At 68.2% G+C, this 17,911-nt stretch carries 19 protein-coding genes; 14 read left to right on the plus strand and 5 right to left on the minus strand.

Annotation, left to right across the window (positions count from 1 at the left end; all coding sequences use genetic code 11):
* Window positions 1–116 precede the first annotated feature (116 nt).
* The 7 genes from ABD089_RS08225 (at window position 117) to ABD089_RS08255 (ending at window position 9,405) form a co-directional block, all read left to right on the plus strand.
* Window positions 117–611, plus strand: a complete 495-nt coding sequence (locus ABD089_RS08225) for a GNAT family N-acetyltransferase (RefSeq protein WP_343885819.1) — start codon at window positions 117–119, stop codon at window positions 609–611.
* Window positions 612–821: 210 nt separating this feature from the next.
* A complete protein-coding gene (locus tag ABD089_RS08230; RefSeq protein WP_343885878.1) occupies window positions 822–2,249 on the plus strand; it encodes a purine-cytosine permease family protein in 1,428 nt (475 codons plus the stop codon).
* Window positions 2,246–2,797, plus strand: a complete 552-nt coding sequence (locus tag ABD089_RS08235; RefSeq protein ID WP_343885822.1) for a cysteine hydrolase family protein — start codon at window positions 2,246–2,248, stop codon at window positions 2,795–2,797. Before ABD089_RS08230 ends, ABD089_RS08235 begins: the two co-directional genes overlap by 4 nt.
* A 6-nt stretch (window positions 2,798–2,803) precedes the next feature.
* Window positions 2,804–3,886: an AbrB family transcriptional regulator gene (locus ABD089_RS08240; RefSeq protein ID WP_343885823.1), complete on the plus strand. Its 1,083-nt coding sequence runs from the start codon at window positions 2,804–2,806 to the stop codon at window positions 3,884–3,886.
* A gap of 178 nt (window positions 3,887–4,064) precedes the next feature.
* Window positions 4,065–7,229 (plus strand): beta-glucosidase, encoded by a 3,165-nt coding sequence (locus ABD089_RS08245; protein ID WP_343885824.1) that lies wholly within the window; start codon window positions 4,065–4,067, stop codon window positions 7,227–7,229.
* 231 nt (window positions 7,230–7,460) lie between these two features.
* Window positions 7,461–8,441: an FUSC family protein gene (locus ABD089_RS08250; protein ID WP_343885825.1), complete on the plus strand. Its 981-nt coding sequence runs from the start codon at window positions 7,461–7,463 to the stop codon at window positions 8,439–8,441.
* Window positions 8,442–8,496: 55 nt separating this feature from the next.
* Window positions 8,497–9,405 carry a COX15/CtaA family protein gene (locus ABD089_RS08255; RefSeq protein WP_343885827.1) on the plus strand — a complete coding sequence of 303 codons (909 nt, stop codon included), beginning with the start codon at window positions 8,497–8,499 and terminating at the stop codon, window positions 9,403–9,405.
* A gap of 382 nt (window positions 9,406–9,787) precedes the next feature.
* Here the strand turns inward: ABD089_RS08255 and ilvD are convergent, their stop codons facing one another.
* Window positions 9,788–11,650 carry a dihydroxy-acid dehydratase gene (ilvD, locus tag ABD089_RS08260; protein WP_343885828.1) on the minus strand — a complete coding sequence of 621 codons (1,863 nt, stop codon included), beginning with the start codon at window positions 11,648–11,650 and terminating at the stop codon, window positions 9,788–9,790.
* Between the two features lie 91 nt (window positions 11,651–11,741).
* Between ilvD and ABD089_RS08265 the strand changes: the two genes are divergently transcribed.
* Window positions 11,742–12,122: a hypothetical protein gene (locus ABD089_RS08265; protein WP_343885831.1), complete on the plus strand. Its 381-nt coding sequence runs from the start codon at window positions 11,742–11,744 to the stop codon at window positions 12,120–12,122.
* 105 nt (window positions 12,123–12,227) lie between these two features.
* Window positions 12,228–12,452 carry a hypothetical protein gene (locus ABD089_RS08270; RefSeq protein WP_343885832.1) on the plus strand — a complete coding sequence of 75 codons (225 nt, stop codon included), beginning with the start codon at window positions 12,228–12,230 and terminating at the stop codon, window positions 12,450–12,452.
* 126 nt (window positions 12,453–12,578) lie between these two features.
* On the opposite strand, the gene ABD089_RS08275 is transcribed toward ABD089_RS08270, so the two are convergent.
* Window positions 12,579–12,986, minus strand: a complete 408-nt coding sequence (locus ABD089_RS08275; RefSeq protein WP_343885833.1) for an ASCH domain-containing protein — start codon at window positions 12,984–12,986, stop codon at window positions 12,579–12,581.
* An 86-nt stretch (window positions 12,987–13,072) separates the two neighbouring features.
* Here ABD089_RS08275 and ABD089_RS08280 point away from each other — a divergent pair, with 86 nt between their 5' ends.
* The 3 genes from ABD089_RS08280 to ABD089_RS08290 are packed head-to-tail and all read left to right on the plus strand — an operon-like array spanning window position 13,073 to window position 14,545.
* Complete coding sequence (locus ABD089_RS08280; RefSeq protein ID WP_343885834.1) at window positions 13,073–13,651, plus strand: methylated-DNA--[protein]-cysteine S-methyltransferase; 579 nt, start codon at window positions 13,073–13,075, stop codon at window positions 13,649–13,651.
* A 4-nt stretch (window positions 13,652–13,655) separates the two neighbouring features.
* The gene (locus ABD089_RS08285; RefSeq protein WP_343885835.1) at window positions 13,656–14,126 is read left to right on the plus strand and encodes a flavin reductase family protein; all 471 of its coding nucleotides are present in this window, start codon (window positions 13,656–13,658) and stop codon (window positions 14,124–14,126) included.
* A gap of 44 nt (window positions 14,127–14,170) precedes the next feature.
* On the plus strand, window positions 14,171–14,545 hold the full coding sequence (locus tag ABD089_RS08290) for a DUF1304 domain-containing protein (RefSeq protein ID WP_343885836.1): 375 nt from the start codon (window positions 14,171–14,173) through the stop codon (window positions 14,543–14,545).
* Here ABD089_RS08290 and ABD089_RS08295 read toward each other — a convergent pair.
* Together ABD089_RS08295 and ABD089_RS08300 are read right to left on the minus strand one after the other, a co-directional pair.
* Window positions 14,490–14,975: an SRPBCC family protein gene (locus ABD089_RS08295; protein ID WP_343885837.1), complete on the minus strand. Its 486-nt coding sequence runs from the start codon at window positions 14,973–14,975 to the stop codon at window positions 14,490–14,492. The two genes, ABD089_RS08290 and ABD089_RS08295, sit on opposite strands and share 56 nt — an antisense overlap.
* A gap of 61 nt (window positions 14,976–15,036) precedes the next feature.
* Window positions 15,037–15,582, minus strand: coding sequence for a type 1 glutamine amidotransferase domain-containing protein (locus tag ABD089_RS08300; protein WP_343885838.1), 546 nt, complete (start codon window positions 15,580–15,582; stop codon window positions 15,037–15,039).
* 114 nt (window positions 15,583–15,696) lie between these two features.
* On the opposite strand from ABD089_RS08300, the gene ABD089_RS08305 reads away from it, so the two are divergent.
* Both ABD089_RS08305 and ABD089_RS08310 read left to right on the plus strand, forming a co-directional pair.
* Window positions 15,697–16,350, plus strand: a complete 654-nt coding sequence (locus tag ABD089_RS08305; protein WP_343885839.1) for an SIMPL domain-containing protein — start codon at window positions 15,697–15,699, stop codon at window positions 16,348–16,350.
* Window positions 16,351–16,519: 169 nt separating this feature from the next.
* A complete protein-coding gene (locus ABD089_RS08310) occupies window positions 16,520–17,248 on the plus strand; it encodes a HEAT repeat domain-containing protein (protein WP_343885840.1) in 729 nt (242 codons plus the stop codon).
* Window positions 17,249–17,263: 15 nt separating this feature from the next.
* Here the strand turns inward: ABD089_RS08310 and ABD089_RS08315 are convergent, their stop codons facing one another.
* Complete coding sequence (locus tag ABD089_RS08315) at window positions 17,264–17,902, minus strand: TetR/AcrR family transcriptional regulator (RefSeq protein WP_343885841.1); 639 nt, start codon at window positions 17,900–17,902, stop codon at window positions 17,264–17,266.
* Window positions 17,903–17,911: the final 9 nt, after the last annotated feature.

Below are 17,911 nucleotides of genomic sequence, written 5' to 3' on the forward strand. Positions count from 1 at the left end.
CCGTCCTCGCACTGTCTCGTAGATGCTTCGCCTGACACCGTATGTGCTGGTCACGCCGGGGGTCCACCACGTGGGGCAAGCCCTGCGCGCCCCCACGTCTCCATAGGCTGGTGGCCATGCCTCCCGTGATCCGCCCCGCGACCGCCGACGACCTCCCCGTGATCACCGAGATCTACAACGAGGCGGGCGTGGGCACCACGGCCAGCTACGACCTTGAGCCGGTCGCCGTCGAGGAGCGCCAGGCCTGGTGGCAGTCGAAGATCAGCCACGGATTCCCGGTGCTGGTGAGCGAACTGGACGGCGTTGTCACCGGCTTCGCGGCTTACGGCAGTTTCCGCGACAAGGCGGGATACGCGCAGACCGTGGAGCACTCCGTCTATGTGGCGGATGGACACCGCGCGTCCGGGGTCGGACGGATGCTGATGCTCGCCCTGATTGACCATGCGATCGGCCACGGCGTGCACGCGATGATCGGTTGTCTGGACGCCGACAACGCCGCCTCGATCGCCTTCCACGAGAAGCTCGGCTTCGTCGAGGTCGGACGGATGCCGCAGGTCGGCCGAAAGTTCGACCGCTGGCTGGACGCGTTGTTCGTCCAGCGCACCTTCTGATCCGGCTTCTGGACCGACAGCGGCTCTGCATCGGTCCAGGGTCGGCACGTGCGGCGCCGAAACCGCTGGTGGGGGCATGATGGGCGGCAGCGTCCAGTCCCCACAGGAGCCCAGATGTCGAGCACCCCGTCCCAGCTGCCGGTGAACCCGGCACCAGCCAATCACGCCTCCCACGGCACCGGCCAGGCCGAGAAGTCCCGCCTCGTCGAGATGCAGGGCATCGACGTTGTCCCCGACGCCGAGCGCACCGCCAAGCCCTCCGACCTGTTCTGGCCCTGGTTCGCGGCCAATGTCTCGGTCTTCGGCATGACCTACGGTTCCTACCTGCTGGGCTTCGGCATCTCCTTCTGGCAGGCGCTGGTGGTCGCCGTGATCGGCATCATCGTCAGCTTCACCCTGTGCGGCATCATCGCCATTTCCGGCAAGCGCGGATCGGTGCCGACGATGGTGCTCTCCCGCGCCGCCTTCGGCGTCCAGGGCCAGAAGGTGCCCGGCATCATCAGCTGGTTGACCTCGATCGGGTGGGAGACCTCACTGACGATCACCGCCACGCTCGCCACCGCCACCATCTTCGACCGGCTCGGCTGGAGCCACGGCACCATGACCAAGATCATCGCCTGCATCGCGATCGCGGCGATCATCGTCATCGCGTCCGTGCTTGGCTACCACACGATCATGAAGCTGCAGTCGCTGCTGACCTGGGTCACGGGTGCGTTCACGCTCGTGTTCATGGCCATGACCATCAGCCACATCAACTGGTCGGCCGTCAGCGCGCTGCCATCGGGGTCCTTCGCGGCCTGCATCGGTGCCCTCGTGATGGTGATGACTGGCTTCGGCCTGGGCTGGATCAACATCGCCGCCGACTGGTCCCGCTACCAGCGCCGCGACGCCTCCGCCAGCTCGATCGTCGCCTGGAACACCTTCGGTGGTTCGGTGGCGCCGCTGCTGCTGGTCGCCTTCGGGCTGCTGCTGGCCGGTTCGGACGAGGCGCTCAATGCCGCCATCCCGACCGACCCGATCGGTGCCCTGGCCGGGATCCTGCCGACCTGGATCCTGCTGCCCTTCCTCGTGGTCGCGATCCTGACGCTGGTCTCCGGGGCGGTGCTCGGCATCTATTCCTCCGGCTTGACCCTTCTCAGCCTGGGAATCAACATTCCTCGTCCGGCCGCCGCCGCGATCGACGGAACGATCCTGACGCTGGCCACCATCTACGTCGTCTTCTTCGCGAGCAGCTTCATCGGCCCCTTCCAGTCCTTCCTGGTGACCCTCGGCGTGCCGTTGGCGGCGTGGGCGGGGATCATGATCGCCGACATCGCGCTGCGCAAGCGTCCCTACGACGAGGACGCATTGTTCGACTCCGCCGGCCGCTACGGTGCCGTCAACTGGATCTCCATCGCGCTGATGGTGGTCGCCTCGGTGATCGGCTGGGGCCTGGTGATCAACCAGTTCAGCGATGCCTCCTTCAACGACTGGCAGGGCTACCTGCTCGAGCCGCTGGGTCTGGGCCACAAGGGCGCCGAGGGTTGGGAGGGCACCTGGCCGTGGGCCAACCTGGGTGTCATCGTGTCGCTGCTGATCGGCGTGGTGGGCCACCTGCTGCTCAATGCCCGCACCGTCGCCCGGCAGGAGAACCGATGAGCATTCCGGCCGACTCCTGGCTGGTGGTGATCGACCACCAGGCGATCTTCGCCGACCCCTCCTCCGAGTGGTGCGCCCCCCGCTTCGCCGAGACCGTGGGCCCGGTTGCGCGGCTGGCCGAAGCCTTCGGCGACCGGGTGCTGGTGACGCGCTGGCTGCCCGGCGCCAACCGGACGGGTTCCTGGCGCGCCTACTTCGCCAAGTGGCCCTTCGCCGACCGTCCCGACGACGACCCGGCATTCGAGCTCGTTGATTCCGCCCGCGGCCTGTCCTCGCACCCGAGCGTGGACGTGTCCACCTTCGGGAAGTGGGGCCCAGAACTGGCGGCCGTCGCCGGTACGATCCCAAACCTGGTGCTGGCAGGCGTCGCCACCGACTGCTGCGTCATCTCCACGGCGCTCGCAGCGGCCGATGCGGGCTGCACAGTGACCGTCGTCTCCGACGCCTGCGCCGGGTCGAGCGACGAGAACCAGGCCGCGGCGCTGCAGGTGATGGGCCTCTACGCGCCGCAGATCATCGTCACCGACTCCACGACCCTGCTGGGCTGAGTGCGGGTGCATCCGACCAGCCGGTCCACCATCGTCGCCTGGGCGGCGGTGCTGGTGGGCACCGCGCTGGCGACGGTCGTCTTCGACCAGCTCGCGCTGCCCTCTCCCCCGCTGTTCGGGGCGCTGTTCGTGGGCATGGCGTGGGCGATCCTTGGACGCGGTGCGCCGATCCAGTTACCCAGGCTTGGTTCCACGGTGGGCCAGGCGCTGGTCGGGGTGTCGATGGGCGTGCTGCTCAACCCGGCCACCCTGCGGGAGCTGGGCGACAACGCCGGTTCGATCGCCGCGGTGAACATCGGGACGCTGATGCTGAGCCTGATGGTCGGGCGGCTGTTCGCCAGTTGGGGACGCGTGTCGCCCGCGACCGGTGCCTTCAGCATGATCGCCGGTGGGGCGTCCGGCATCACAGCGATCGCCCGCGAGCTGGGCGCGGACGACCGGGTCACCTCGGTGGTGCAGTACCTGCGGGTGGTGCTGATCCTGGTCGGGATGCCGTTGGTGACCGCCTGGGTCTTCCACCCCGCCAGCACGTCCGTGGCCCCGACCGTCGACGGTTCCAACCCGCTGTGGCTGGACCTGCTCTTCGTCGCCGGGAGCGCCGTGGTGGGCGTGCTGGCGGCACGGGTGGTCCGGTTCCCGTCCGGCAGCCTGCTCGGGCCGCTCTTCATCGCCGCCGCACTGTCCATCTCGGGTTGGGTCGGCGCCCCGTCAGCTCCCGAAGCGGTGGTGGCCGTCGGCTACGCGCTGGTGGGACTGCAGGTGGGCCTGCGGTTCACCCGCTCCAGCCTGCGCCAGGTCGGACGCCTGCTGCCGCTGGCGATTGCCCTCATCGTCGCGATCGTCCTCGGCTGCGCGGGTTTCGCCGTGGTGCTGGCCCGGGTCGCGGACGTCCCGCTGTTGGACGCCTACCTGGCCACCACCCCGGGCGGGCTCTACGCCGTGCTGGCGACCGCCGCATCGAGCGGGGCGGACGTCACCTTCGTGCTCGCCGTCCAGGTGGTGCGGCTGTTGCTGGTGCTCGCGTCCGCGCCGCTGATCGCGTCCTGGTTCCGTTCGCACGAGGGCTCCTGGGCCGACGACGTCGACTGATTCCCCTGCATCGTGGGGCACGCGCAGTTCTCGCCGAGATTCGCTACCCCGCACCCAGTGACAACGCCACCTGGGCGTCCTACGATCAGAGCTGACCGCGTGGAAGGTTTTGGGTCCACCGGCCACCCCACCCATCGTGCGCCCCACTGACGAGGCCGCACCCCCAGAAAGGTTGCCCATGCGACGTCGCATGTCACGGCTGTCTGCCATTCCACTCACCATCACCCTGTGCGCTACGGGGGCCCTGTGCCTCCCCACCGCGAACGCAGCCGACCCCACCCCCGACCCGACCGCGATGGAGACCGAGCACGCCAAGCTCTCCCGCCAGCTCGCCACCCAGGGCATGGTGCTGCTGGAGAACGATGGCAAGGCGCTCCCCATGGCCTCGAAGGGCAATGTCGCCGTCTACGGCGTCGGCTCCTACAAGACGGTGAAGGGCGGCACCGGTTCGGGCGCGGTCAACAACCGGTACAACGTGTCTGTGCGTGACGGGCTGGAGAAGGCCGGCTACTCCATCACCACCAGCGACGCCTACTACCAGGCCATGAAGAAGGCCTACGACGACAAGTACCTGGCCAGCGAGGGCAACCTCTTCGGCGCCACGGTCGACTACTCATCGGTGGAGCAACTGCTCACCTCCGACACCGTGACGCCCACCGCACCCACCAACACCGCGATCTACGTCGTGGCCCGCAACTCGGGCGAGGGTGCGGACCGATCCAGCGGCAAGGGTGACTACCTGCTGTCCGACACCGAGCGCGCCGACCTCACCATGCTGGGCAAGCAGTACCGCAATGTCGTCGTCGTGCTGAACACCGGCGGCATCATCGACACGACCTTCTTCAAGCAGGTCAACAGCAAGGTCCGTGATCCCAAGGGCGGCAAGGCCCTGGACGCGATGCTGCTGATGAGCCAGGCCGGCCAGGAGGGCGGCAACGCCCTGGTCGATGTGCTCAACGGCACCGTCGCCCCCTCCGGCAAGCTGACGGACACCTGGGCCAGCGCCTACCGCTACTACCCGGCCAGCGAGACCATCGCCAAGAACGACGGCGACTCGATGACCGAGAACTACGACGAGGGCATCTACGTCGGCTACCGCTGGTTCGACTCGAAGTACAAGAGCCTGAACGCCTACCAGCCCGCGAGCGTGGTCAACTACCCCTTCGGCTACGGCCTGGGCTACTCGACCTTCCGCACCGACGCCCAGCAGGTCAGCGCCGACATGTCGACCGTCACCATCAAGGCGAAGGTCACCAACACCGGCAAGTACGCCGGACGCGAAGTCGTCCAGGTCTACTTCTCCGCGCCCACCACAGGCCTCGACAAGCCCTATCAGGAACTCGCGGGCTACGCGAAGACCGACGTGCTCAAGCCCGGGCAGTCACAGGTGGTGACGGTCAGCTACGACACCACGGAGATGTCCAGCTACGACACGGCCAAGGCCAACTACGTGATGGACGCCGGCCAGTACATCGTCCGCGTCGGCAACTCGTCCCGGAACACGCACGTCGCCGCCAAGCTGGAACTGGCCAAGCGCACCGTCACCGAGCGACTGCACAATGAGCTGGACTCGACCGAGGGCGACTCTCGGCAGACGACCAGCGACCCGTCCGACTTCTACTCCTACAAGGCCGAAGCCCGGGAGATTGCGCGTGCCAGGAGCCTGAAGCTGGACACGAAGCATTTCCGCGCCACCACCAGCGCCTCCGATGTCGAGCAGGACGTGGCCGTCGACGAGTCGTCCCCCTACTACGACATCGACGGCTCCCTGATTTCGTCCGTGCCGGTGTACCTGTCCAAGGCGCAGACCGACTGGGAGGGCACGGGCAAGGCATACCAGCCCAAGACCGGCGAGAGCGTCAGGTACGTCAAGACCGACTCGAAGTACACGCTGTACGACGTCCAGGCCGGACGCATCAGCATGGAGCAGTTCGTCGCCAGCCTGTCGCTGACCGAGCTGGCCAATCTGGTCGAGGGCACCGACGCCAAGGGCAGCGTGCTGAGCGCCGCCGGAACCGCTGGCTACACGACGCCGCTGTACGAGAACAAGGGCGTACCCGGCATGAGCCTCTCGGACGGCCCCGCTGGCCTGCGCATCACCCAGAAGGTGCCCACCGAGCCGGTCACCTACCAGTACGCCACGGCCTTCCCGATCGGCACCCTGTTGGCGCAGAGCTGGGACGCGGACGTGCTGCAGCGCTTCGGTGTGGCCGTGGGCAAGGAGATGAACCACTTCGGGGCCACCATGTGGCTCGCGCCCGGTATGAACATCCATCGCGACCCGATGTGCGGCCGCAACTTCGAGTACTACTCGGAGGACCCGCTGCTCACCGGCGCCACCGCCGCCAATGCGACCCTCGGTGTCCAGTCCAACCCGGGCGTCGGCGTGACCATCAAGCACTACGCCGCGAACAACCAGGAGACCGATCGCTTCGGCAGCGACGCAGTGGTGAGCGAACGGGCGCTGCGCGAGGTGTACCTGAAGGGCTTCGAGATCGCCGTCAAGCAGGCCCAGCCGATGGCCGTGATGAGCTCCTACAACAGCGTCAACGGCACGCTGACCGAGGCGAACTACGACCTGCTGACCGACGTCCTGCGTGGCGAGTGGAACTTCCAGGGTGTGGTGATGACGGACTGGACGTCGATCTCGCAGTCCACGCCCACCGCGGTGATGTACGCGGGCAACGACCTGATCGAGCCCGGGAACGGCGCCGACGCCGTGATCGGCGAGATGAAGCAGCTGACGCCGAGCATCGACGTCTCAGGCATCCCCACCTACGACCAGAACCTGATGAAGAAGTACGGCTTCACCACGTACTCCCTCAAGCTGGGTTCCTGGACCATGGCGCCCACGGGCACCGACACGATCGTCACCAAAGTCGACTCCAGCACCGACCTGACCAAGGTGACCTCGACGCAGACCGTCACGGACGAGATCAACAACATCACCTCGTCCCCGCGACCCGCGTATGCCTCGGTCGACGAGGCCTACAAGGATGCGGTTGCGGTGACCTCGCGGACCGGCTTCGGTGGTCTGACCACCGAGCAGAAGGAGGCCATCACCTTCTCCGACGTGCAGCACGCCACCCCCGGTGACGGGTCGTCGCCAGTCGTGTCCTACACGGTCACGCTGAAGGGCAACTACCCCGCCAAGGGATACGCGATGCGTCTGGGTGACCTGCAGCGCAGCGCAATGCGCGTCCTGAACGCCGCCATGCAGACGACCCAGTTCCAGCAGCTCGCCGAGTTGCAGGGCGTCAGCGGTGTCGAGGTGGGCAGCTACAGCGCCCAGTTCGACCTGAGCTCCCCCTTCACCGTGAAGGCGGCGAAGGTCAAGGGCTGATCCGCACACCACACCATCCAGCACAGTGGGTGGGTTTCCTGGCGATTTTGCGTAGGAAATCCACCCACTGTCGTCGTCCCGGGGAAAGCGCCGCGACTACCATGTGCCGGTGCCCAGCTCCTACCTGCCCTCTCGATCGGACCTGCTGCACGTGAAGGAGGCGCCCGGCGCGCACCGGGTAGGCCTGCGGGCTGCCGTCAGCGTCACCATCCCGGTGCTGCTGTGCTGGCGATGGGCCACCCGCAATGGGCTCCCTACGCCACCTTCGGCGCCTTCACCTCCCTGTACGGACGCACCTCCCAACACCTGTATCGGGTGCAGATGCAGGCGTCTGCCGCGGTCAGTCTCACGCTCGCGGTGCTCACGGGCGTCCTGGTGGGTTCCCTGGACCACCCGGAGTGGGTGACCGTCCTGGTGGCAGCCCTCATCGCGGCCACCGGTGACGTGATCGCCCGTGCGAACTCCTACCATCCGCCGGGGCCGTTGTTCATGGTCTTCGCGTTCGGCACGATCGCCGCGATTCCCCAGCATGTGGACGACCTGTGGGTCGCCGCGCTGGTCTGTGGTGGTTCGGCGCTGTTCTCGATGCTGGTGGGCGTGGCCGGGGTCGCGCTGCGTCCGGGGCAGTTGCGCACCGTCTGGCAGGAGGCCGAGCGGCTCCGAGCATCCGTGACGGGCAGCTGGAAACCGCTGGGGCTTGCCCTGTCGGTGGTGTTGGCCGGTTCCACGGCCATCGCACTGGGCATCGGGCACCCCTACTGGGCGATGATCGCGGCCGTCGCCCCAATGACGGCTCCGCACGTCACGATGCAGGTGACCCGGGGCATCCAGCGGACGATGGGGACGACCGTCGGGCTGGTGCTGGCGTGGATTCTGCTGGCGCCGCACCTGTCACCGTGGTGGACCGTCGTCGTCGTCGCCCTGCTGCAGTTCATCACCGAACTCGTGGTGGGACGCAACTACGCCCTGGCCTGCATCTTCATCACCCCGATGGCGCTGCTGATGGGCACTCTGGGGCACCGCACCGACATCGGGACCCTTCTGTTCGACCGCGGTGTCGAGACAATGGTGGGCTCGGCGGTCGCCATCGCCCTGGTGCTGATCGGCCACCACCTGCGGGAACGGCACAAGGACAAGGTGCTGGACGCGCTGGACGGGCTCGCCCGCTCACGTTCCGATCGATCAGGTCACAAGACCCACCCCGGCGGCTGAGACAACCGGGCGCCTTCCTAGGGTTGGGGCCAATCATCACCCTGGAGGTAGACCCATGAATTCGCTGGCCGTCGCCGCACCGCGCGAGCTCGACCTGCACGCCCAGGCCACCATGAGCCGCGCCGTGCGCCTGTTCCAGGTCGCCGCCATCGGCGCGACGGTGACCGTCGCGATGGGTGCCATCAACTCCGGAACCGGTTCGGGCTTCGCCTGCCCCACCTGGCCCGGCTGCTACCCCGGCCACTTCGGGCCCGAGGCCGAGGTGCACGACCTGATCGAGTTCAGCCACCGCATCGTCGCTGGCGTGACCGGCTTCCTGCTGTTGGCCGCCGCCATCGTCGGCGCCACCGCCACCAAGGCCAGGCCGCTGGCACGGATTGCCCCCGCCTTCGCACTGTTGGGCGCGATCGGTGCGGCCGTCTTCGGCATGATGGTCGTCAAGAACCACGGCATCGCCAAGCCGCTGGCCATGATCGACCTCTTCGGCGCCCTCACCTGCCTGGTGGCGATGACGCTGGCCTACATGTCCTTGCGCCGGGGACGTCCGACCTGGCACTGGACGCCCACCACACGACTCGCGTCCGCCGCGGTCGCGGGGCTCTACCTGCTGCACGTCAGCGGCATTGCCGTCGCCGGCCCCGGGTCGTTCACCGGCGTGCTTGGCTGGCCGCTGTCGGTCCACAACGGGCAGGACGTGCTCGGTGCGGTCCAGGTGATGCGTGCGCTGCTCGCTCTCGCGCTGGTCGTCGCGCTGGGCCTGCTGGCCCGCCGGGCCTGGAATGTCCCCGGCCTGTCGACCCCGGCCCGGGTGCTGGTGGCAGCCTTGGTCGTCGAGGCGATCTCGGTGGCGCTGATCGCCAACTCTGGTGCCGAGATGTGGTTCACACTCTTCTTCTGCGGTGCCGCCACAGCGATCCTCTCGGCTGCCACGGTGATCGCCGGACGCTCGGCGCTGGACGCCTGATCGAGGTCTCGTCGAAGGAGGTTTTCCACACCCCCCTGTGGAGAGCCCACCTTCGGCTGTGCACAAGACGCGGCCGGTTGTGGACGGCGTCGGAGGAGTTGAAAGTTTGTTGTCCACACCCCAGATCGGCTTGCGTGTCGGCTCCCGGAACGCCTAGAAAGGAAGGGCCCGCCCCGGGGAAGGGGCGGTGCGGTGGTTCAGGAAACACACACCCATCTGGCGACACGTCGCCACACCGGAGGGCGGCGCAAGGTCCGGTGGGGTGGGACACCTGGGCACATCGGCCGGAGACGTCGCCGCTGCCTGGTCACTACGTGGTAACACACACGAAGGGCCCCGCCATAGCGGGGCCCTTCTCGTGGGTGGGTTCAGGTGCGCGGCCTCACTCGTCGAAGTGGCGCGCGGCGCCCTTGTCGGCCGAGAGGGCGTAGCGCGCGAAGATCTTCAGCGCAGTCGAGACCTGGCGGTCCCGGTCGACGGGCTTCCAACCGGCCGTCTCCTGGTCGGCGCGGCGGGCGTCCAGTTCCTCGTCGCTGACCTTGAGCTCCACTCGGCGGCCGGGGATGTCGAACTCGATCACGTCGCCGTCCCGCACCAGCCCGATCGCTCCGCCGCTGGCCGCCTCCGGGGACACGTGGCCGACCGACAGGCCGGACGAACCGCCGGAGAAGCGTCCGTCGGTGATCAGCGCGCACTTGGGGCCCAGGCCAACGCCCTTGAGGTAGCTGGTCGGGTACAGCATCTCCTGCATGCCGGGGCCGCCCTTCGGGCCCTCGTAGCGGACGACGACGACGTCCCCCTCGACGATCTTGCCGCCCAGGATCATCTCGACGGCCTGCTCCTGGCTCTCGGCCACCTTCGCGGGCCCGGAGAACTGCCACTGGTGCTCGGGGACGCCGGCGGTCTTGACGATGCAGCCATCCGGGGCGAGGTTGCCCTTCAGTACGGCCAGACCGCCCTCGGTGGTGTACGCGTGCTCGACGGAGCGGATGCAGCCGTCCGCGGCGTCGGTGTCCAGGCTGGCCCAGCGGTTGTTCGTGCTGAAGGCCTCGGTTGTCCGGACCCCGCCGGGCGCGGCGTGGAAGCGTTCGATCGCTGCTTCGCTGGCCTGGCCGGAGCGGATGTCCCAGGTGCCAAGCCACTCGTCCAGGGTCTTGGCGTGGACGGCGCGCACGCCCTCGTTGAACATCCCAGCGCGGCGCAGTTCGCCGAGGATGGCGGGGATGCCCCCGGCACGGTGCACGTCCTCCATGTAGTACTTCGTGGTGTTCGGGGCCACCTTCACCAGACAGGGCGTCTCGCGGCTCAGCGCGTCGATGTCGTCCTGGTCGAAGTCGACCTTCGCCTCCTGCGCGGCGGCCAGCAGGTGCAGGATCGTGTTGGTCGAGCCGCCCATCGCGATGTCGAGGCGCATGGCGTTCTCGAAGGCGGGCTTGCCGGCGATCGAGAGCGGGAGTACCGAGTCGTCGTCCTGCTCGTAGTACTGGCGGCACAGGTCGACGACGAGCCGCCCGGCCTCCAGGAAGAGGTCCTTGCGGGCCATCGCGGTCGCCAGCGTCGAGCCGTTGCCGGGCAGCGAGAGACCGAGTGCTTCGGTCAGGCAGTTCATCGAGTTGGCGGTGAACATGCCCGAGCAGGAACCGCAGGTGGGGCACGCATTGTTCTCGATCGCGTCGATCTGTTCGTCCGAGACGGTGTTGTCGACGGCCTTGATCATGGCGTCGATCAGGTCGAGCCGCTCCATCCCGCCCTCGTCGGGAGCGCCCGGGACGACGCGGTCGCCAAGGATGCGTCCGGCCTCCATCGGTCCGCCGGAGACGAAGACGGTGGGAATGTTGAGCCGCAGCGCGGCGAGCAGCATGCCGGGGGTGATCTTGTCGCAGTTGGAGATGCAGACCAGCGCGTCGGCCTGATGCGCGTTGACCATGTACTCCACGGCATCGGCGATCACCTCGCGGCTGGGCAGCGAGTAGAGCATGCCCGAATGGCCCATGGCGATGCCGTCGTCGACGGCGATGGTGTTGAACTCGCGCCCCACACCGCCCGCCTCCTTCACTGCCCCCGCGACCAACTGACCCATGTCCTTGAGGTGGACGTGGCCCGGTACGAACTGCGTGAAGGAGTTCGCGATTGCGACGATCGGCTTGCCGAAGTCGTCATTGGTCATGCCGGTGGCGCGCCACAGGGCGCGGGCTCCGGCCATGTTGCGGCCGTGGGTGGTGGTGCGGGAACGAAGTGCAGGCATGTGCTCCAGCCTAGGCGGGTGGGCTGACGGTGCACTGGGCGTCCCAGATGCTTTGGCGCCTCCCTTGCGCTCACGCACCTAGCCTTGGCCCATGGCACCCGAGAACTCCACGTCCCTCGACGAGCTCGCCCTCGACGAACTCGCCCGTGAGCTGATCGCCCGCGAGCCCCTGCTCGGCCGTAGCTACCAGAGCGCGACCGAGGTCGACCAGACCACCGTCCCCGGCTTCCGCGCGATCGACGCGACCGGACGTGAGGTCACCTTGGGCATGGTCCGGGCAGGTGCCGGGACGGGTTCGGGCACCATGCCGGGGACGATCAGCCAGGCGGTGCTGCGGCCGGTCGGCAGCGAGGTCGTCGTGCTCGACTACCTGTTCACCGGGCTGGCCGCGACGGCGCGGAACACGACGGTCTGGCTGCGCGTCGGCGACCAGTGGCGTGCGGCGCATCACCAGCAGACACACGTTTCCTGAGCAATTCCACAAGGCCGCATGTGAGTTGGCTGAAGCTCCTTTGGGACACCTGAACGAAAGCTCTCCAAGCCCTGTTTCGGCACCTTCGTCACGTGGAATGGGCCCATGGAAGCTGCTCTTGGCCTGGCCCTGCTCGTCGCGATCGCACTGGGCGTGTTCCTCGTCGTCCCTGCCTTGGTCGCGGTGCCCGTGCTGGTGGTCGCGTGGGCCCGTCGTCCTCGTCCAGTTGGCGCACTCACCCCCGAGTTGGACCGCCCGCAGCCTCGGCCGGGCACCCAGCCCCCTGCAGAGAAGCCCGCCCAGCGTCAGGACGTCGTCCGCGCCGCCTGATCTCGCCAAGCTTGGGTCCGGGTTGGCCACAGGTCGCCCGTACTCGCCGGACGTCGGGTACTGCCGACGACCCCTTCCGCGAACTGACCCGCGTCGACCCGCAATACCGCTCGAGGGCCGCTGGCCTCAGTCGACGACCCGGAACCGCTCCACCACGACCAAGGTGTCGTCATCGATGACGAAATCACCACCCAGTTCGGCCTGCATCTCCGGGCTGCGCCAGAAGCGCTCGTGCCCGGCGCGCCACTGCTGCACGGAGAGGTAGCCCTCCCCCTCGTCCATCGCGTGGCCCAGGTCCACGTCGGCGAGGCGCTTCACGCCCACGTCGGTGATCTCGATGATGGCGACCTCCCGATCATGCGAGTCGACCAACGACTGGCGCTCGCCGGGTTCGGGGACGGGCGCACCCTCGCGCTGGTACTCCGCGAACAGGCCCGAGGTTGCGGTCTTCGACCCCTCGAGGATGGCGTCGACCAATTGGTCGCGCAGGGGTCCGGGGAAGCCGAACTGGGCCTTTGGAAGCTCCGTCGTCACCCAGCGAACCTAGCCAAAGCGTCCGCACGGTCGCGTACTGTCCAGCCCTCGGGAGCCACACTCGGCGCCCGTCATAGTCTGTGGGTATGAGCCCCGCGACGACGCCAACGGTCCAACGGCACTGGAACAGGCTGTACTGGGACGAAATCGACAGCCCCCTGCCCGAGCTGGAGGGGTCCGACCAGACCCTGCGACTGCTGCTGGTCGCCTCCGACCATGGTCTGGTCGAGATCGGCTTTGTCCCGGCACGCGAGCACGACGCCGCGATCGTCGCCCTGTCCACGATCGCCGACGAGCTGCACCACGAGCCGGCCATGCTCTCGGAGGCAGCGCGCGAACTGGACGAGTACTTCGCCGGCACCCGGACGTCCTTCAGCCTGCCGTTGGACCTGCCGGCCGACCCCTCCTTCCGGGCCACCGCCCGGGTGCGGCTACGCGACATCGGCTACGGCGAGACCCGCACCTACAAGGAGTTCGCGACGATCCTGGGCCGGCCCACCGCCATCCGCGCGGCCGCGACGGCGTGTGCCACCAACCAGTTGCCGATCGTCGTCCCCTGCCACCGCGTCGTGCGAGGAGACGGTTCGCTGGGTGGTTACCTCGGCGGCCTGCCCGCCAAGAAGTTCCTGCTGGAGTTGGAGAAGAAGGGCGCACGACGTGGTTGATGAGATGTCCGACCAGATGCGCCTGGCCTTCCGGCACCACCCGGCGGGAGTTGGTCTGGTGACCGCTGCCGACGCCGAGGGTCCGGTGGGGATGGTCGTCTCGTCGCTGGCGAGTGTCTCCATCGAACCGCCGATGGTTTCCTTCTCCGTCGCCTCCGCCTCGCGGACCGGGCAGCGGCTCGCACACGCCGACGGGCTGGCGGTGCACCTGGTCACCGCGGACGACCTGCCGCTCGCAATCGACTTCTCCACCCCGGGCAGCGCCCGCTTCACCGACGAGCACCCCTGGACGCCCGCCGGGAACGGCGCTCCGCTGTTGGCCACCAGCAGCGCGCGGATGACTGGGCGCGTGGTGCAGGTCATCGAGGCGGGCCAGAGCCTGCTGTTGCTCGTCCAGCTCGACGAGGTCAGCGTCCCGGACGTTGTCGGCGCGCCCGTGGTGTGGGTAGGCCGCGAATGGCGGCAACTCGCCTAGATGGTCACTCTTTGACCGGAGTCCGGCAGCCTAGTCTTGGACGCATGTTCATCGCCGCTGCCGTGTTCGTCGCCCTGGCCGTCCTGCTCCACGTCTACATCTGGTACCTGGAGTCGTTCGCGTGGACGACGAAGGCGCGCGCGGTCTTCGGGACCGGCGAGCAAGAGGCGCTCGCCACGCAGGAGATGGCCTTCAACCAGGGCTTCTACAACCTCTTCCTGGCGTTGATCGCACTGGCCGGGTTGCTCGTGGCTGGCGGTTCCCGCGGCACCGGCATCGCGTTGATGCTGGCTGGGACGGGCTCCATGCTTGCGGCGGCTGCGCTGCTGTTCGCGACCTCGCCCGACAAGCGCTCGGCCGCGATCAAGCAGGGCGTGTGCCCGCTCCTCGCGGTCGGTCTCCTGGTGCTCGTTCAGTGAGTTCCTTGAGGCGCTGGATCGATGCCATCAGGTTCGATGACGTGGTCGAGCGCGCGCGTTCGAGGCGCCTCTCGTCGGTGAGTGCGGCCCAGTCGTAGGTGTGGCGGACCAGGGTGTGCTGGCCGTCGATCGGCTCCAGCTCCCAGCGCCACAGGTGCCCCGGGGAGGGCTGGTCGACCGGGCCCGGCTGCCAGGCGATCAAGCGTCCCTCAGCGAACTCGCGGACGTGGTTCTTGCGCACTTTCCCGTTGGCGTTGACCATGACGAAGTCGTCACCCACGGCGCGAACGCGTTGACCCTCATCCGCGTGACCGAGGTTGTCGTTCCCGTCCCACTCGGGCTGGCGCGCCGGGTCGGCGATCAGCTCGAAGATGACATCGGCGGGGGCGGCAACCTCGGCCTCGGCGGTGACGACGCGGTGCTCGTTCATGCGTCCATCAAAGCGTGTGTGTTCGGCCCTGTCGAGGTTGTACAGGCCTGTAAATGGTTGCTCAGGCCTGGTCGATGGTGCTGACGAAGGCGTCGAGGTCATCCGGGGTGCGCGAGGTGATGGCGGTCCAGCCGTTCGCGGGGCACACCTTGACCTCCTCGTCGACGACGGTCGCGCCGGCGTTGGCGAGGTCAGTGCGGATCGACTCGTAGCCCGTCAGCGTCTTGCCCTTCGCCAGCCCGGTCTCGACCAGGATCCACGGGGCATGACAGATCGCCGCGATCGTGCGTCCGGCGTCAGCTTGTGCCTTGACGACCTGCTGGATCTCGGCGTCCATCCGTCCGGCGTCGGCATTCAGCGTGCCGCCGGGCAGCAGGACGACGTCGAAGTCACCACTCGCTTCGGAAAGCTTCTTGTCCGTCGGGAAGACCTTCCCCCAGTCCTTGTCCCCGACGACGGTCTGCACGTCCTTTCCACTCGGGGTCACGACGGTGACGTCGTGGCCCAGTTCGCGCAGCTTCTCGACCGGCACGACGATCTCGTCCTGCTCGGTGCCGAAGTCGGTCGACACCACCAGGATCTTCTTGACGTTCTTGTTCTCAGCCATGCCCAGAAGCTACCCACGCGTGACCCAACAGGAAAATCCGTTTCGTGGTGAGCGGAATGCTTGCCGCTCGCGGCAGCAGTTCCTGCCCTGCCTGATCGCGGATAGCCTTCGGCCATGATCATCACCGTCGAGGGATCACACCGCGTCGAGCTGGCCCCGGAGCGTGGAGTGGTGCGGGTCAGGGTTTCGTCCGAGTCAGCCGACAAGGCCGAGGTGATGGCATGTCTGCAGCGCGACCTCGGCGCCCTGGTGGACGATCTGGACTCACTCGGAGCCGAGCAGCCCTCCCCCATCTCGCGGCGGGTGGTCGAGACCCCGCGGACGAACACCTGGGTCGACCAGCTCCCCGACGGCACGCGCTTGGTCCACCACCAGGCGATTGCGCAGGTGAGCGCCGAGTTCGTCGACCTCGAGCGTTTGTCGCAGCGGGTGACCGCGTGGGGCGAGCGGGAGGGCCTGTCGATCGATGACGTCGCATGGACGCTGACCGACCAGACACGGGCGGGAGCCCGGGACGAGGTACTCACCCGCGCCGTGGCAGACGCCCGGGAGCGCGCGGAGGTGCTGGCCAGGGCGGCCGGTTGCGGCGACGTGCGCTTCCTGGAGATCGCAGACCCCGGTCTGCTGGGAGTCGCCACACCCGAGGCAGCTGCTGCCGGGGCGCAGTTCCGCACCATGCAGGCGTCCGCAGCTTTCGTGGGTGCCGAACCTGACACCATCACGACCAGCGCGACCATCCAGGTTCGTTTCGAAGCCGATCCCCGCTGAGCGCGTCCCCTCACAACCTCGGCCCGTCCCCTCACAACTCCGGCGCGTCCGCCAAAACGTGACGCCCTGGAGCAATCCGGTCCCGCTGAGGGACCGAATTGCGCAGAGACGTGCCGATTGGGCGTGGAAGCCAGGAGACGGCCCGCGCGGGGCTCCTACTCTGGGGGACGTGACCTCACTCCAGACCCTGATGGCTGCCCTGCACTCCGACGACGCGAACCTGCGCCAGCAGGCCGCGCTGCGCCTTGGTGCGTTGGACGCGAGCGCGGTGATGCCCGAACTCGTCCCGTTGATGGCCGCCGAACCCGACGACTTCGTCCGCGAGACCCTCACTTGGGCCGTCGTCGCGCGTCCAGAGGCCGCGACCCCGGAGCTGACGAAAGCGCTGACGCGGGACGACCTGTCGCACGAGCCGGTGCTGCACGCACTGAGCAAGTTGGGCAACCCCGCCTCCATCGAGGCGATCCTGCCGCACGCCGCGACGGACGACACGGTGGTCGCGTCGAAGGCCTGGTGGGCGCTCGCCCGGATCGCGGACCCCCAGACGCTGCCCGTGTTGATCAAGCATCTGGGCGTCACCGACGCGCAGCGACGCCACGGGCTGACCCGCGCGCTGCTCCAGTTCGGCGAGCCGGTGATCGACGCCTTGACGGCCGAGCTGGCGGGCGATGACCCCACCCGTCGATCCCACGCCGCCGAGGTGCTGATCGCCTTCGCCGACCCGGATCGCTACGGCACCGTCGAACGCCGCGACGGACGTGACCTGTCCGATCGCGCCGCGGACGTGCTGCGGTCCGCGTACGCCCCGGAGGTGGACGAGGCACTGCTGATCGCGTCGACGGACGAGCGCCCCGGTCTTGCCGCGGCGGCCGAGCAACTACGAGCCGAGCGCGCCTGAACCTGGCAAGCAGCCTCAGCAGCCGCAGCCAGCGAGCAGCGCCTCCACCGACCAGCGGAAGACATTGGGGATCTCCGGGACGGGCACCGCGGCCGCGACGGTGAGCGGGTGCTGTTCGGCGTCCGGAGGATCTGGCCACCGGGTGCGGATGCTGTCACCCACCTCGATCATGGCGTGGCCAAACACCAGGGCGGTCAGCGCATGGGCAACCCGGGCGGCTACCGGGATCGTCGGCCCGCAACGGTGGATCGCAGCGATCAGCGCCTCGTTGAGACCGTGGGAAGCCGGCCCACCGATGGGCTCCTCGAAGAGGAGTCGAGCCAGCGCCGGACGACCTATCAACTGCGAGAGCACGAGTTCCGCGAAGTCGACGATGTCAGCGCGAGTGGCTCCCGACGCCAGGGAGCCTCGATCGAGTTCCCCTAGCGCACGGTCCGCGAGCAGCTCCAGGAGCACCTCGCGGGACTCAGCGTAGGTGTACAGGGCATTCGGGGCGACCCCGAGTTCGCGGGCCACCGAGCGCATGCTGAAGGTTCGAAGGCCGTCGCGCTCAAGCACGAGGGTGGCCGCGTCGAGCACCAGGGCGACAGAGAGATCGCCCCGCGGGCCCCGCCGCCGCGGCCGCTCACGCGTCACATCCCTTGCCTTGTCCATGGCACGGAC

The organism is Luteococcus sanguinis, assembly GCF_039527675.1.
Taxonomy (GTDB): Bacteria; Actinomycetota; Actinomycetes; order Propionibacteriales; family Propionibacteriaceae; genus Luteococcus; species Luteococcus sanguinis.